Annotated in this window: 14 protein-coding genes; 8 read left to right on the forward strand and 6 right to left on the reverse strand. The window is 57.5% G+C overall.

Going from position 1 to position 13998, the window contains the following annotated elements; genetic code table 11:
* The first annotated feature begins 241 nt into the window (after nt 1-241).
* The 3 genes from ACP7BS_RS29410 to ACP7BS_RS29420 are packed head-to-tail and all read left to right on the forward strand — an operon-like array spanning nt 242 to nt 1487.
* Complete coding sequence (locus ACP7BS_RS29410) at nt 242-559, forward strand: NAD(P)H-dependent oxidoreductase (protein ID WP_426240898.1); 318 nt, start codon at nt 242-244, stop codon at nt 557-559.
* Complete coding sequence (locus tag ACP7BS_RS29415; RefSeq protein WP_426240904.1) at nt 511-882, forward strand: NAD(P)H-dependent oxidoreductase; 372 nt, start codon at nt 511-513, stop codon at nt 880-882. Before ACP7BS_RS29410 ends, ACP7BS_RS29415 begins: the two co-directional genes overlap by 49 nt.
* A gap of 11 nt (nt 883-893) precedes the next feature.
* Nucleotides 894-1487: an NADPH-dependent F420 reductase gene (locus ACP7BS_RS29420; protein WP_426240899.1), complete on the forward strand. Its 594-nt coding sequence runs from the start codon at nt 894-896 to the stop codon at nt 1485-1487.
* Between the two features lie 312 nt (nt 1488-1799).
* Here ACP7BS_RS29420 and ACP7BS_RS29425 read toward each other — a convergent pair whose 3' ends face one another.
* The 6 genes from ACP7BS_RS29425 to ACP7BS_RS29450 form a co-directional block, all read right to left on the reverse strand.
* Complete coding sequence (locus ACP7BS_RS29425) at nt 1800-2969, reverse strand: Gfo/Idh/MocA family protein (RefSeq protein WP_426240900.1); 1170 nt, start codon at nt 2967-2969, stop codon at nt 1800-1802.
* A gap of 33 nt (nt 2970-3002) precedes the next feature.
* Entirely contained in the window at nt 3003-4028 is a 1026-nt protein-coding gene (locus ACP7BS_RS29430; protein ID WP_426231965.1) for an ABC transporter permease, read from the reverse strand.
* A gap of 37 nt (nt 4029-4065) precedes the next feature.
* Nucleotides 4066-5604, reverse strand: a complete 1539-nt coding sequence (locus ACP7BS_RS29435; RefSeq protein ID WP_426231964.1) for a sugar ABC transporter ATP-binding protein — start codon at nt 5602-5604, stop codon at nt 4066-4068.
* 151 nt (nt 5605-5755) lie between these two features.
* Complete coding sequence (locus tag ACP7BS_RS29440) at nt 5756-6685, reverse strand: sugar ABC transporter substrate-binding protein (RefSeq protein WP_426231963.1); 930 nt, start codon at nt 6683-6685, stop codon at nt 5756-5758.
* A 236-nt stretch (nt 6686-6921) separates the two neighbouring features.
* Nucleotides 6922-7734 (reverse strand): TIM barrel protein, encoded by an 813-nt coding sequence (locus ACP7BS_RS29445; RefSeq protein WP_426240901.1) that lies wholly within the window; start codon nt 7732-7734, stop codon nt 6922-6924.
* A gap of 213 nt (nt 7735-7947) precedes the next feature.
* Entirely contained in the window at nt 7948-8979 is a 1032-nt protein-coding gene (locus ACP7BS_RS29450; protein WP_426231961.1) for a LacI family DNA-binding transcriptional regulator, read from the reverse strand.
* Nucleotides 8980-9119: 140 nt separating this feature from the next.
* On the opposite strand from ACP7BS_RS29450, the gene ACP7BS_RS29455 reads away from it, so the two are divergent.
* From ACP7BS_RS29455 to purU, 5 genes are all read left to right on the forward strand, one after another.
* Entirely contained in the window at nt 9120-10205 is a 1086-nt protein-coding gene (locus ACP7BS_RS29455) for a fatty acid desaturase family protein (protein ID WP_426231960.1), read from the forward strand.
* 35 nt (nt 10206-10240) lie between these two features.
* Nucleotides 10241-10555, forward strand: coding sequence for a MocE family 2Fe-2S type ferredoxin (locus tag ACP7BS_RS29460; protein WP_426231959.1), 315 nt, complete (start codon nt 10241-10243; stop codon nt 10553-10555).
* Nucleotides 10556-10565: 10 nt separating this feature from the next.
* Nucleotides 10566-11804 carry an NAD(P)/FAD-dependent oxidoreductase gene (locus tag ACP7BS_RS29465; protein ID WP_426240902.1) on the forward strand — a complete coding sequence of 413 codons (1239 nt, stop codon included), beginning with the start codon at nt 10566-10568 and terminating at the stop codon, nt 11802-11804.
* 73 nt (nt 11805-11877) lie between these two features.
* Nucleotides 11878-12669 (forward strand): 3-methyl-2-oxobutanoate hydroxymethyltransferase, encoded by a 792-nt coding sequence (locus ACP7BS_RS29470; RefSeq protein ID WP_426240903.1) that lies wholly within the window; start codon nt 11878-11880, stop codon nt 12667-12669.
* Nucleotides 12670-12794: 125 nt separating this feature from the next.
* Nucleotides 12795-13679 carry a formyltetrahydrofolate deformylase gene (purU, locus tag ACP7BS_RS29475; RefSeq protein ID WP_426231956.1) on the forward strand — a complete coding sequence of 295 codons (885 nt, stop codon included), beginning with the start codon at nt 12795-12797 and terminating at the stop codon, nt 13677-13679.
* Nucleotides 13680-13998 lie beyond the last annotated feature (319 nt).

The following is a 13998-nucleotide window of genomic DNA, read 5'->3' on the forward strand; positions in this document are numbered from 1 at the left end:
GTTCGAGCACTACAACACGCTTCACCCGCACAAGGCTTTGGGATATCGATCCCCGCGTGAGTTCTTAAACCGTCAAACAGAAATCTGATCCTGTCCGGTTTTTATGGGGCAACTCCAGGCTCAACAAACGAATGTCCTCACGACATCGGGCCGATGGTTCGAGAAGGTTCTAAGGCTATTCAAAGCCAAGCCTTCGTCCCCGACCATCGCAGCATTGAGACAGACACCGCAGAGGTTCGATATGCCCACCCTTCTAGTAATCGAAGCAAGTCCTCGATACGACTTCTCTACATCCCGCAAGCTTACCGCCGTCTTCGTCGACCGATGGAAGGTCGAAAACCCCAGCGGGACAGTGATTGTCCGCGATCTTATGAAGACTAACCTTCCGTTCGTCGATCTCCCCTGGATCATGGGTGCTTTCACGCCACCAGATACGCATTCCCCGGAAAGCATCGCGGCAATCAAGGTGTCGAATGACCTGGTTGCAGAACTAAAGGCAGCGCGGATCAGATCGTCATTGGTACCCCGATGTTCAACTTCTCGATCCCAGCCGTCCTGAAAGCCTATATCGACCATATCGTGCGTGTAGGCGTGACCGTGTCGTCCGACAACAACGGTCTTCTCATTGGCAAGAAGGCAAACATCATCCTCGCGAGTGGTGGCGATTTCTCGCCCGGCTCTCCAGTCGAGAAATACAATCAAGCAAGCGGCTACCTGCGGCAGGTTCTCGGCTGGATAGGGATCGTAGACGTTGATTTCATCCTCGCGGGGCGTGCCCGCGCTGGCGACTATGGCGAGCAGGCCGTCGAGGAATTCGGCGAACTCGCTTGTTCGGCCGCAGCTCGTCCCAGCGTCTCATCTTTTGCAACTATCACACCATAGTGGAGAACATCATGAAATACAGCATCATAGGAACAGGTAGCGTTGGCCTCACGCTGGCAAGCTTCTTCGCAAAAAACTCAATCCCAGTCAGCGTCGCAAACACACGAGGCCCGGCAGCAGTCGCTTCCTCGATTGACGGCCTTGGTGGTGCTGTCAAACCGACCGCTGTAGAAGACGCATTGGACGCGGAGATCATTTTCTTTGCTGTTCAGTTTTTGAACTTCAAGCATGTCGGCAAACTGCTTAGCGACTGGTCAGGGAAGATCGTGGTGGATGTCACGAACTCGGCATTTCTTCCGCCAGAGGTCCAGGAGCGCGAGCTGCAGGGCCGCCTGTCGTCAGAGGTGAATGCGGATCGCATTCCGGGTGCAAAGTTGGTGAAAGCATTTAACCAGCTTCCCATGCAGGGCCTGACTGCGCCTGTGCCGGCTGGCGGTCGCCGTGTCGTGTTCATCTCCAGCGATCACGGCGAAGCGAGCACGGCTGTCGCCTCGCTCACGCATGACCTTGGTTTTGCACCAATCGAAATTGGCAAGATTGCCGAAGGTGGTCGCCTCATTCAGGCCAGAAACGCTCTTGTGTTCCAAAATTTGGTCAAGTTCTGATCCAAGGCACCCCAGCAGGGCCGGATCCGGCCCTGCAGCCAAAAAATCAAGACGTCTTTAACTGTCAGGGGAAAGGCAGTTGAAGAATATTGAGTTCCCCAAACATGATCGCTGCCAGTTCGATTCCTTTCAAAGTGACCTGTCTCATTCAGTTGGGGCACGGCCCGAGACTTCCTTACCGCGATGTGAGCCAGGTTTCGCCAAACCACTGACGATGGCGTCCACGCGACTGGTCAAGAAGATCACGCAGCTAATTTGTTTTTGTTATAACGCGGGCTAGGAAATGGAAAACTTACCTGAATGGTCATGGACTTACGGAGCTACGTAAGGGCGGAATTGAGGCGGTGCTGCATTTGACCGAAAGCCCTCATTGACGTCGATCCATGCTTTTTGATCAAACGACTGTGCCATGGCATGGACGGTCTGCTCGATGCGTAACGCCTCCTTGAAATCGATCGCCGAAAATGGTTCGCCGCCAATGGCGCGAATCAGTTCGCGGCACTCGATGATTTTCAGGTCATTGAAGCCGAGGCCATGTCCCGGCGCCGGAATGAACTGACCGTATGGCGCATGAGCGGGGCCCGCCAGGACACGGCGAAAGCCCTGTTCAGTGGTGTTGCCTTCGGCCTGATAGATTTCGAGCTCGTTCATGCGTTCCTGATCGTAAAGGATCGAGCCTCTGGATCCATAAATCTGTAGCGCGATGCGCCCCTTTCGCCCCCAAGCGGCGCGGTTTGCCATCAGCACGGCAGAGATACCGTTGTCGAGCCGCATCAGGATATTGGCGCCATCGTGGTTTTCGACCGCCCTGCGCCCGCCGTCCTTCAAGGGCCGGTCGGCGTATGGTTTCGCCATGTCGGCAATGACCGAACGGACATGGCCGAAAAGATACCAGAGCAGCGACAGGGGATGCACCGCAAAATCATCCAGTGCACCATAGCCCTCCGTCCGTTCGCTCTTCCAGAAGAAGGCAGCCTCAGGATCGGCCATGAAATCCTCGTCCATTTCGACACGGACATGGTTCACGATACCGATCGCGCCTTCATCAATCATCGTCTTCATATGGCGCACGATCGGGTTTTGAATATAATTGTAGCCCATAATTGCAACCCTGCCCGAAGCCTCGGCGGCTTTGAGCATGCGTTGCGCATCGGGAAATTCAGGCGACATCGGCTTTTCGCACCAGACATGCTTGCCGGCTTCGAGTGCCGCGATGGCCATCTCGGCATGGAACTGGTTGGGCGTAGTTATCGAGACGACATCGACGTCCGGATCATCCACAAGCCGACGCCAGTCAGTGGTTGCCTTTTCAAAGCCAAAACCATCGGCGCGCGTGGTGGCAAGTTCGACATTGGCTTCAGCCAAATGCACCAGCCTCGGGCGGACGACGTCGCCGAAGACTGTTTTGACCGCGTTCCACGCCAGCGCGTGGCACTTGCCCATATACCCCGTGCCGATCAAGCCGACGCCCAATGATTTCATGTCAGTTATCCTCGCCACCTGTCTTGCAGACCGTCAAACCGTCTTGCGTTTTTTCTGCCTGTAAACGTCGACCACGACCGCAGCGACGATGATCATGCCTTTGACGATTTCTTGGTAATAGGCATCCACCCGCAGGAAGGTAAATCCGGAGGTCATCACCCCCAGGATGACTGTGCCGATGACCGTGCCGGTTATCCGCCCGACGCCGCCGGCAAGTGATGTGCCACCAATGACAGCGGCGGCGATAGCATCGAGTTCGTACATCACGCCCATGCCGGCTTGCGCTGTCTGGGCACGGGCAGCTGTGACGACACCGGCGAGACCTGCCAGCATGCCGGCAATAGCATAGACCTTAATCAGATGCGCCTCGACATTGATGCCGGAGACGCGGGCCGCCTGAACATTGGCGCCAATAGCGTAGGTGAACTTCCCGTAGCGGGTATAGCGAAGGGCGATATGGAAGATGAGAGCCACGACAAGGAAAACGATAACCGGCCAGATGCCCGTGCCGATAAAGGTGAACTGCTCCGTCAGGCCTGATACCGGCTGGCCCTTAGTGTACCACTTCGACAAACCACGCGCAGAGACCATCATGCCCAGCGTCGCGATGAAGGGGGGTATCTTCGTCTTGGCGATCAGCCAACCGTTGATCAGCCCGGCAAGAAGACCAACTGCGAGGCCCAGCCCGATCGGCACGATGGCGGGAAGGTCGGTTAGCGAAGGAAAAAGAGCGCGCGGCCAGGTTGATGACTGGGCGACGCTCGCGGCAATCATCGCAGTGACGCCGACAACGGAACCGGAGGAAAGATCGATGCCGCCAGTGATGATCACTTGCGTGACGCCGACTGAGATAATGCCGATGACTGCCACCTGCAGGATCATGATCGTCAGGCGCTGGCTATTCATCAAGAAGCTCTGGCCGACGAACACCCAACCAAGCACCTCATAAACCATTGCGATGCCGATCAGCACCAGGAAGATATTGAATTCCGGCGGGATACGCCGCTTGCTGGTCGACGGCGATGCCGTTGCGGCCGAGGCTTCTATCTTCGTGCTCATGTCTGTCCTCCCTGATGGTATTTGTAAAAGCGCGCCATCACTGCGCTGCAAGTTCCATTACCTTGACCTGGGTTGCTTCCGCCCGACTTAGGAAGCCCGTAACCCGACCTTCATGCATCACCATGATGCGGTCGCTCATTCCGAGAACCTCCGGCATTTCCGACGAGATCATGATAACGGCAACGCCATCGCGGGCGAGTTCCGTCACCAGCCGGTGAATTTCCGCCTTGGCGCCGACGTCGATGCCACGCGTAGGCTCGTCGAGAATGAGAATGCGAGGGTTGGTCAAAAGCCAGCGGCCGATCAATGCCTTTTGCTGGTTGCCACCGGAGAGATTCTCAATGCGCTCCTGCAAGTTCGGCGTCTTGACCCTAAGCTTGCGTGCCATCTCCTCGCACTTTTTTGATATCGCCTTCTGATCGACGAAGCCCATCTTGACGAACTTGTCTTGCAACACCGCGATCTGCATGTTTTCCAAAACATCGAGGATGAGAAGGCAACCGGTTTCCTTTCGGTCTTCGGTGAGGAAGGCCATACGGTTGCGGATCGCTTCGGTCGGTGAAACGATCTTCACCGGCTTGCCATTAATTTCGATCGATCCCGAGCTTGCCCGCGTGACGCCGAACAGTGTTTCTGCCACATTCGAACGGCCGGAGCCAACAAGACCGGCAACGCCAAGGATTTCGCCGGCGCGCACGTCGAAGGATACATCGTGGAAGACGTCTTTGAGACAGAGCTCTTTCACCGATAGAACGATATCGCCGATCGGCACCTCTTCCTTGGGGAACATCTGGGTGATCTCGCGGCCGACCATCATCTTGATGATATCGTCGCGGGTCACGTCCGTGGAAGCATGCGTGCCGATATATTTGCCGTCGCGGAACACCGAGAACTCGTCAGCGATCTCGAACAACTCGTTCATTTTGTGGGTGATGTAGACGATGCCGATGCCCTGGCTGCGCAGGTCTCGGATGATGGTGAAGAGATGGGCGACTTCGCGCTCGGTCAGCGCCGATGTCGGCTCGTCCATGATCAACACGTCGGACTCATAAGACACTGCCTTTGCAATCTCGACCATCTGGCGATTGGCGATCGAAAGATCACGCACCTCTGCCTGGGGATCAAGTGCGATGTTCAGGCGCTTAAAGAGCTCAGCCGTCTTACGGTTCATTTCGCCGTGGTCAACGAACCCGAACCGGGTGAGGGGTTCGCGGCGGATCCAGATATTTTCGGCGACTGTCATGAATGACATCAGGTTAAGCTCCTGATGGATCATCGCGATGCCGTTTTCCAGCGCATCCAGAGGTGATTTCAGCTGGATATCGACACCCTTAAATTTTACCTCGCCCTTGTCGGGCGTATAGATGCCGGCAAGGATTTTCATCAATGTCGATTTGCCCGCGCCGTTTTCGCCCATCAGTGCATGCACCGTGCCTCGCTTTAGCCGGAACGACACGTCATCGAGCGCTACCACGCCCGGAAACTCCTTGCGTACGCCTTCAACAGCGAGAAGATATTCGGCATTGGGTACGGCGCCACTGGCACGTACGGCTGCCATAGTTGTCGGACTGACCATGTGTTGATGCCTCCCTGTCGCCTTAAATGGCCGGGACCTGCCCCATTGAGCGGCACGGTCACCTTTTGGCTTTCGTTGCGCATCGCAATGCGCCGGTCGTCACGGAACCGGGCAGTCCAGGGCGCGGATGAGCGCGCCCTGGTGATCTGGCTCAGTTCTTCGCCTGATAGTCCTTGAGGTTGGCTGGGGTGACCAGTTCGAAAGGAATATAAACCTTCTTTTCGACTGTTTCGCCGCGAGCAAATTTCAAGGCAGCGTCAAGTGCACCCTTGCCTTGGCCAGCGGCGTTCTGAAACACCGTAACGTCGAGATCACCTGCTGCCATGGCGGCAAGAGCGTCCTGCGTGGCGTCGACGCCTCCAATCACGACTTTGTCCATCGGCCGGCCGGCAGCCTTCAGTGCTTGAATGGCGCCGATGGCCATCTCATCATTGTTGGCTATAACAGCGTCGAATTCTAGGCCGGCCGAAAGCCAGTTGGTCATCAGGTCGGCACCCTGGGTGCGCGACCAGTTGGCCGTCTGCTCTTCAACGATGGTAATCCCCTTACAGGCGTCGGTTGCCAGAACGTCGTGCACGTCCTTGGTGCGCATGCGGGCGGCCTGGTTGGAAAGCTCGCCCATCATAACGACTGCTTTGCCCTTGCCGCCGAGCAGCTTGCAGACTTCCTGGGTTTCCAGCGTGCCCGATTCTAGTTCGTTGGATGCAACGAAAGCCTGCTTCTCCGGGAGCGTGTCGATATTGATAGGCTCGCGGTTGACATAAACCAGCGGAATGCCGGCATCGGCAGCGATCTTCGACATGGCGGCAGTCGCATCGGTATCGACCGGGTTGACGACGATGGCATCGACGCCGGCAGCGATGAAGTTCTGGATCTGGCTTTGCTGCTTAGCAACGTCGTTCTGCGCGTCCTCGACCTGCAGCGTGACGCCGTCGAGCGTCTTTGCATAATCCTGCATGCCGTTGCGCAAGACGGTCAGGAAGTTGTCATCGAACAGGGCCATCGAAACGCCAACGTTTTCGGCATGAGCCGCTGTCGACATCATCACAGCCAGAGCTGCGCCCATAATCATTTTCTTCATGATGTAGTTCCTCCACAAAACGGTGACCGGCGACCACCCTCCACAAGCCGGAGGCGCCCCATTCCCGGTGACGCCCAATTCCGTAAGTTGCCTCTCCCAAGGCCGCCCAAGATCAAAACAGAATAAACAAACCACTAGTTTTCCAATACGGAATAACTATTCCATTTTCTGGTTCGAACGTCAAGGGAGTTCCAATCGTCACTCGTGCGAAAAAAACGGTCCGAAACACGTTTCCTTCATACCTTGCCTGAAAGGAACTGCATGCTCTCGCGAACCGCTACCTTGATTTCGGCGGATTGATGGACCTCCGATGAGAATGGCTCAAATGAGAATGGACCGGCATATCCCTTTTCCAGCAGCGTCCGGATCTGGCCGGCATTGTCCAGCCGGTCGGTGGCATCGACGAGAACGCGGTGCGGATCGCGCATGGCGCTCACGCTGACTTCCGGATCGGCGACGCCGGATATATGAACCAACCCAGTCATCTCAGGGTGGAATTTTTCTTCTCCTGCCAGATGATGATGGAACGTGTCATGCACGATTTTGAACCTATTCTCTCCTGAAACGGCGCGAATGGCCTCCACCGCCTCGGTTTTGGAGCGCAGCGAGCAGATTTCAAAGCCAAGCGGCTCGACAAGGCCGGTAATCCTTGCGTCTTCCAGCATTGGCTTCAGCGCGCTCAGCGCCCTCCGGAGGTTGGCCTGCCGCTCGCCGTCGGCCTGCCCGCTGCCGTCATTGACCGGGACGAGAACCAGCGCCTTGGCGCCGCAATCGCGCGCGTAGGTAATGAGGTCCTGCGCTTCGCCGGCGCGGGCCTCGTTCCACTCATTGAACCGTTGCAAGGCATTGATGGAGATGATCGTTAGTTCGTGCTTTTCAGCTAGGGCCTTGATCTCGCCGGCCGGGGTCCCGTCGATGATGGCGTTTCCGTCGAGGTCGTTGCGAATTTCAACGGCTGCAATGCCGAGCGATGCCGCCAAGCCGAAAAAGGCGTCCGGCGAAAGTGCCGGAGCCGTCATATGATTGAGCGCGAATGAAAGGGTGGTCATCGTTGTTGCTTCCTCCTGCAAAATGAACGGGCCGGGGAGGACGGGCCCGCTCGATTTTTGAAGCGTGCGGCCCGGTTGCAAATCTCTCCCTAAGGGCCTGAAGATCAGCAGCTTATTGCAGAACAGTCAAAGCAGAACGCATCATTTCTCTGTCATTCGTGAAAGAAAGCGGAAACGGGTTGAGGGAATTCTATCATCTGCGTGTCGTCCCGATCAGATATTTTCCGGCGTGAAAATATCAAAGGGCAAAAATGTCTGGCCGGGAATGCTGCCGATACCGCGATCGATGGCGGCGACCATCTGCCCGATCAGTTCGCGTGCGATCGGTGCGGCGGGTGTGGAAATTGCCATGGTTACCAGATCCTCTGCAAGCGCAGCGCGCGATTCAGGCGTCAGTTCGTTGACGACAACTAGCAGTTTTCCGGCACGCTTCTCTTCCGCCAGCGCCGTGATCGCACCCTCCATGCCGCCGCCACAGACATAAAAGCCAATGAGATCGGGATGCCGCTGCAGGAGATTTACGGTTGCCTCATGGGTAATCTCGGCGGTGTCCAGGTTGACCAGCGTATCCAGTACCTCGAATTCGGGCGCATTCTCGCGAAAATAAGACCTGAAGCCGATCTCGCGCAGTTCATGGCCGTGAAAACGGTGGCTGCCGATGAATGTTGCGACCTTGCCCGGCTTACGCGCCACTTTGGCGATCATCCAGGCCGCGGTGCGCCCAACCGTGCGGTTGTTGAGCCCAACATAGCCCTCACGCACGCCGACGGCGAAATCGGACAGGACTGCAAAAACGGGAATCCCCTTTTCCCGTAGGCCTTCCACCGCCGCCGTCACGGCCGGATAGTCCGGGCAGACAAGTGCCACCGCCTGGTTGCGGGCGGCAACAGCTTTGAGCTTTTCCGTCAATGCCGTCGGCGTTGCGCTCATATTGTAGTCGATCTGGGGAATGATGCGTACGCCGGGCGCCGAAAGGGCTGCAGCCTCGATCTCCTTGGACAGTGACTGATAGAAATGCTGGTTCGGTTTCTGCAGGATGAAGCCCAGCTTATATTGCGGCAGATCCTCGAAGACCCTCTGACGCAACAGGCTGACGGCATGGTAGCCGATCGTCTTGGCCGCATCGTAAACGCGACGCGCAGTTTCCTCCCGAACTTTGTGGCGGCCGTTTAGAACGCGATCAACGGTGGCGACGCTCACACCTGCGGCATTGGCAAGATCGGTAATGGTCGGGCGTCCACTCATCGGTTCTCCTGATAGAAACCATCATTCCAGTATGAAAGCTGTGATGTGTTTTGATAGATTACATCAAGGCTGCATTGAGCTGCAATGAAAGTCAACCTATTCTGATCGCATAGGCCAAGACCGGAGGGCGGGAGGATAAAATGGATAAGGTTGCCACGAAACGCGACTACAGCCTGCTCGGGCGCGATGCTCAGGCCGCCGTCGACAGCGGACTTGCCGCCGCCGAATGGTATCACACCGATATTCCACGCAAGCAGATGAAAGAGCTGATGAAGCGCGAGGATGGCCCGGCCATCCGCGATACGGCAATCTGGCTCGGCAGTATGGTCTTCACCGGCGCACTCGGCGTCTATTTCTGGAGCTCCTGGTGGTGCGTGCCGTTCTTTCTGATCTATGGCGTCATGTATGGGTCGGCATCGGATTCGCGCTGGCACGAATGCGGCCACGGTACTGCCTTCAAGACGCGCTGGATGAATGATGCTGTCTACCAGATCGCCTGTTTCATGATCATGCGCAACCCGGTGACATGGCGCTGGAGCCACACCCGCCACCATACGGATACGGTCATCGTCGGCCGCGATCCCGAAATTGCCGTCATGCGTCCCCCGGACCTGTTCAGGCTGGTGCTCAATTTCTTCGGCCTGCTGGATGCTGGCTATGCGATGATTGACATGGTGCGCAACGCAGCCGGTATCATCAGTCCGGCCGAAAAAACCTTCATCCCTGAGCAGGAGCAGCCTCGTGTCATCCGTGTCGCCCGCATCTGGATGCTGATCTATGGGGCAACGCTTGTTCTGGCACTTTACCTCGGCTCCATCCTGCCGCTGATGCTGGTAGGACTGCCGCGGCTCTATGGCGCCTGGCATCATGTCCTGACCGGGCTTCTACAGCATGGCGGCCTTGCCGACAATGTTATTGACCACCGCCTAAACAGCCGAAGCGTCTACATGAACCCGTTCAGCCGGTTCGTGTACTGGAATATGAACTATCACGTCGAACATCACATGTTCCCGATGGTGCCCTATCATGCGTTGCCCCAGCTGCATGAGATGATCAAGCATGACCTGCCGGCCCCGAACAGGTCGATGCTGGAGGGCTACTGCGAGATGATCCCAGCCTTCCTGCGGCAGCTGAGAAACGAAGATTTTTTTCTCAAGCGCGAGCTTCCACCGACGGCCAGGCCGTACCGCGAGGAATTTCACGCCGAGCCAATCGCCGCCGAATAGAGCGGTATCAACACCAAAACTGAATGGAGGAAACGATGAGCAACTGGGTGGAAGTCTGCGCAACGGACGATATCGACGAAGAGGATGTCATCCGCTTCGACCACGACGGCAAAACCTTTGCGGTGTACCGCAGCCCAGACGACCGGTTCTTTGCGACCGACGGGCTCTGCACCCACGAGAAAATCCACCTTGCCGATGGGCTTGTCATGGACGACATCATCGAATGTCCAAAGCATAACGGCCGCTTCAGCTATATGACCGGCGAAGCCAAGGGTGCCCCTGTATGTGTCAACCTCAAGACCTATCCGGTCAAGGTTGAATCCGGCAGCGTCTTCCTTTCACTCGGGTGAGGGACGAACCATGACCCATATCGTCATCATCGGGGCAGGGGAGTGCGGCGCGCGTGCAGCTTTTTGTCTGCGCGAAAAGGGTTTTTCGGGAGAGATCACCCTTGTCGGCGCCGAGGAACATCTACCCTATGAGCGCCCGCCGCTGTCAAAGGATGCGCTGCTGCTCGGCCATGCGCCCAAGCTGGTCTCCGATTCTGCCCGTTATCTAGAAGCAGGCATTACGGTCTTGACCGGCATCAGCGCAGAAAATATCGAGCCGCTCAAGAAGACGGTGCGCTTGTCCGATGGCCGCAACCTCGCCTATGACCAATTGCTTTTGACGACCGGCGCGCGCGCGCGCCCGTTTCCGGGCCAAAATCCAATTGCGGCAGTGTCCGAGACGCGCGTCCGCACATTGCGAACCCATGGTGACGCCGTTGTCATTCGCGCCGCCCTGCAGCCCGGCACCCATCTTGCCATTATCGGCGGCGGGTTCATCGGCCTTGAATTGGCGGCAACCGCGCGCAAGCTCGGCGCGCGTGTCACGCTGATCGAAGGCCTGCCCCGCATCCTCAGCCGCGGCGTCCCGGAAGAACTCGCTGCTGTGGTCGCCGAACGGCACAAGGTCGAGGGTGTCGACATCTTGTGCGGCGCCAAGATCCGGGGTCTGGAAGAAAGCCATAACAGCGCGACAATCCTGCTTGAAGACAACAGCACGATTGCCGCCGACCTGATCGTTGTCGGCATCGGCGCCGTTCCGAACGTCGAGCTTGCCCGTGATGCCGGACTTGCTATCGACAACGGCATCGCCGTTGACGCATGTTTGCGAACATCTGTGCCGGACATCTTTGCGGCAGGCGACTGCTGCTCCTTTCCTCTGTCGCATTATGGGAATCGCCGCCTGCGGCTGGAAGCCTGGCGTAACGCCCAGGACCAGGGCCAGCTTGCCGCCGCCAATCTGCTGGGGGCAGAAGAGACGATCACAGCCGTTCCCTGGTTCTGGTCGGACCAATACGACTTGACGCTGCAGATTGCTGGTCTTGCCGATGGCGCGGTCCAGACCGTCCGCCGTGAGATGGCTTGCGGCGCCTTCATTCTCTTCCATCTCGATGTCGAGGGCCGACTGATCGCCGCCAGCGGCATCGGTACCGGCAATACGGTTGCCCGCGATATCCGCCTTGCCGAAATGATGATTGCGGCTGGCATCCATCCAGATCCGGCCGTGCTCGCCGCGCTGGAAACCAAGCTGAAGACGCTGCTAGTGGCCTGAGGGCCGCTGGACCCGACACAGAACCAAACCGCCGCGACCGCCTTAGGCCGCTGCGGCAACGGAGAAATATGCCATGAGACACCGCCGACCAACCGTCGCCGACCTTCTCTCGATGAAGGGCAAACGTCAGCTGAGCATGCTGCGCGTCGAGACACTGGAGGAGGCAGAGGCCGCCGAACGGGGAGGGGTCGATCTCGTCTCCTTACCGCCATCGCTTCTCAGTCCTGTCTTCCGCGAGGCGGCACCGTCCGTCTTTGCCTTTCCCGGTCTCGAATATGGCGATCTTGTCACGGCAGATGAGTATATTCGCGCCGCTTTCCAGGCGTTGAAAGCCGGTGGCGACGCGGTCTATTGCGCCGCCGGTCTTTCGACCGTCCGCCGCATGCGCGAAGAGGGAATCCCGGTTTGCGGGCATGTCGGCCTCATTCCTTCGAAAGCGACCTGGACCGGCGGTTTCCGCCCGGTCGGCAAGACGTCGATCAGCGCACTCGAAATCTGGCGGCAGACCAAGGCTCTCGAAGAGGCAGGGGCGTTTGCCGCAGAGATCGAAGTCGTACCGGGCGAGGTCGCGGCGGCGATCAGCCAACGCACCACCATGCTGATGCTGTCGATGGGCGCGGGCACCGGCTGTGACGCGCAATATCTTTTTGCAGACGATGTGCTCGGCGCCAACAGAGGCCATGTTCCGCGTCACGCCAAGACCTATCGGAACTTTGCCGCCGAATATGACCGGCTGCAACAGGAGCGCATCGCCGCATTCAGCGAATATGTGGCCGATGTCAAATCTGGCGCCTATCCCGCCAAATCGCATCTGGTCGGTATCGACGCATTGGAACTGGAAGCGTTCCTGCAGTCGCTGACATAATTCCACGCCAGCGGCTTCTCGTTCGTTCCTCACCGGAACATGACTGCGGCGCGCGTCTGCAAGCTGGCAGCGCCGTGAACATTCAAAACTTGCCCATCTGCAAAGTCACGAAAGCAAAACAGACAATGCGAAACTACGTTCTGACCGTATCGTGCAAATCCACCCGTGGCATCGTCGCGGCGATCACCGGCTATCTGGCCGACGAGGGTTGTTACATCACCGACAGCTCGCAGTTCGACGATATGGAGACCGGCCTGTTCTTCATGCGCCTGACCTTCATCAGCCAGGAAGGTGCCACGCTCGACAAGCTGAAGGCCGGCTTCGAGGCGGTAAAGACCCGCTTTGGCATGGAAGCCGATATTCTCGACAGCGAGCATCGAATGAAGGTGCTTTTGATGGTGTCGCGCTTTGGCCATTGCCTGAACGACCTGCTCTATCGCTGGAAGATCGGCGCCCTGCCGATCGAGATCGTCGGTGTCGTCTCCAACCATTTCGAATACCAGAAGGTCGTCGTCAACCACGACATCCCGTTCCACCATATTCCGGTCACCAAGGCCAACAAGCCGCAGGCAGAAGCTCGGATCATGGATGTGGTCGAACAGACCGGCACGGAGCTGATCGTGCTGGCCCGCTATATGCAGATCCTGTCGGACCAGATGTGCCAGAAGATGTCGGGCAAGATCATCAACATCCACCACTCGTTCCTGCCGTCGTTCAAGGGGGCCAACCCGTACAAGCAGGCCTATGAGCGCGGTGTGAAGCTGATCGGTGCAACGGCGCACTATGTCACTGCCGATCTCGACGAAGGTCCGATCATCGAGCAGGACATTGCCCGCATTACCCATGCCCAGTCGGCCGAGGATTATGTCTCGATCGGCCGCGATGTCGAAAGCCAGGTGCTGGCGCGCGCCGTGCACGCACATATCCACCACCGCACCTTCATCAACGGCAACCGCACCGTGGTGTTTCCGGCAAGCCCGGGAAGCTATGCGTCGGAACGCATGGGCTGATTTTCCGATCAGCGGGTTCAACCGCGGTTTGTTTTCGGAGTTGGCGGGATGGAGGCCGGGCAAGATCGAAAGTATCTCGTTCGCAGCATCGTGTGCTGCGGTAGACACTAAATCAATGTTCGATGGTTGGCACTAAAGCTCGATGGCGCACTAAGAGATTAGTTCCATAAATCGCATTATGCAATCCGTCCGTGTGTAGCGGTACATTCTATTTCCAAGTGCGACATGCCAGTAATTTCAATGGCTTCACTTTGGAGATTTTGGCATGTCCAGATGCTATACGCAAATCACCCTCGCCGACCGGCGACGCCTACATCAG

Origin of the sequence: Pararhizobium sp. DWP1-1-3 (assembly GCF_049896125.1) — a bacterium.
Taxonomy (GTDB): Bacteria; Pseudomonadota; Alphaproteobacteria; order Rhizobiales; family Rhizobiaceae; genus Pararhizobium.

What these genes read in the sequence shown, in the direction of transcription:
- ACP7BS_RS29430 (WP_426231965.1), bottom strand. Translation starts at nt 4,028, where the DNA reads ATGAGCACGAAGATAGAAGCCTCGGCCGCAACGGCATCGCCGTCGACC.
- ACP7BS_RS29470 (WP_426240903.1), top strand. Translation starts at nt 11,878, where the DNA reads ATGAGACACCGCCGACCAACCGTCGCCGACCTTCTCTCGATGAAGGGC.
- ACP7BS_RS29425 (WP_426240900.1), bottom strand. Translation starts at nt 2,969, where the DNA reads ATGAAATCATTGGGCGTCGGCTTGATCGGCACGGGGTATATGGGCAAG.
- ACP7BS_RS29465 (WP_426240902.1), top strand. Translation starts at nt 10,566, where the DNA reads ATGACCCATATCGTCATCATCGGGGCAGGGGAGTGCGGCGCGCGTGCA.
- ACP7BS_RS29455 (WP_426231960.1), top strand. Translation starts at nt 9,120, where the DNA reads ATGGATAAGGTTGCCACGAAACGCGACTACAGCCTGCTCGGGCGCGAT.
- purU (WP_426231956.1), top strand. Translation starts at nt 12,795, where the DNA reads ATGCGAAACTACGTTCTGACCGTATCGTGCAAATCCACCCGTGGCATC.
- ACP7BS_RS29420 (WP_426240899.1), top strand. Translation starts at nt 894, where the DNA reads ATGAAATACAGCATCATAGGAACAGGTAGCGTTGGCCTCACGCTGGCA.
- ACP7BS_RS29440 (WP_426231963.1), bottom strand. Translation starts at nt 6,685, where the DNA reads ATGAAGAAAATGATTATGGGCGCAGCTCTGGCTGTGATGATGTCGACA.
- ACP7BS_RS29460 (WP_426231959.1), top strand. Translation starts at nt 10,241, where the DNA reads ATGAGCAACTGGGTGGAAGTCTGCGCAACGGACGATATCGACGAAGAG.
- ACP7BS_RS29445 (WP_426240901.1), bottom strand. Translation starts at nt 7,734, where the DNA reads ATGACCACCCTTTCATTCGCGCTCAATCATATGACGGCTCCGGCACTT.
- ACP7BS_RS29410 (WP_426240898.1), top strand. Translation starts at nt 242, where the DNA reads ATGCCCACCCTTCTAGTAATCGAAGCAAGTCCTCGATACGACTTCTCT.
- ACP7BS_RS29435 (WP_426231964.1), bottom strand. Translation starts at nt 5,604, where the DNA reads ATGGTCAGTCCGACAACTATGGCAGCCGTACGTGCCAGTGGCGCCGTA.
- ACP7BS_RS29450 (WP_426231961.1), bottom strand. Translation starts at nt 8,979, where the DNA reads ATGAGTGGACGCCCGACCATTACCGATCTTGCCAATGCCGCAGGTGTG.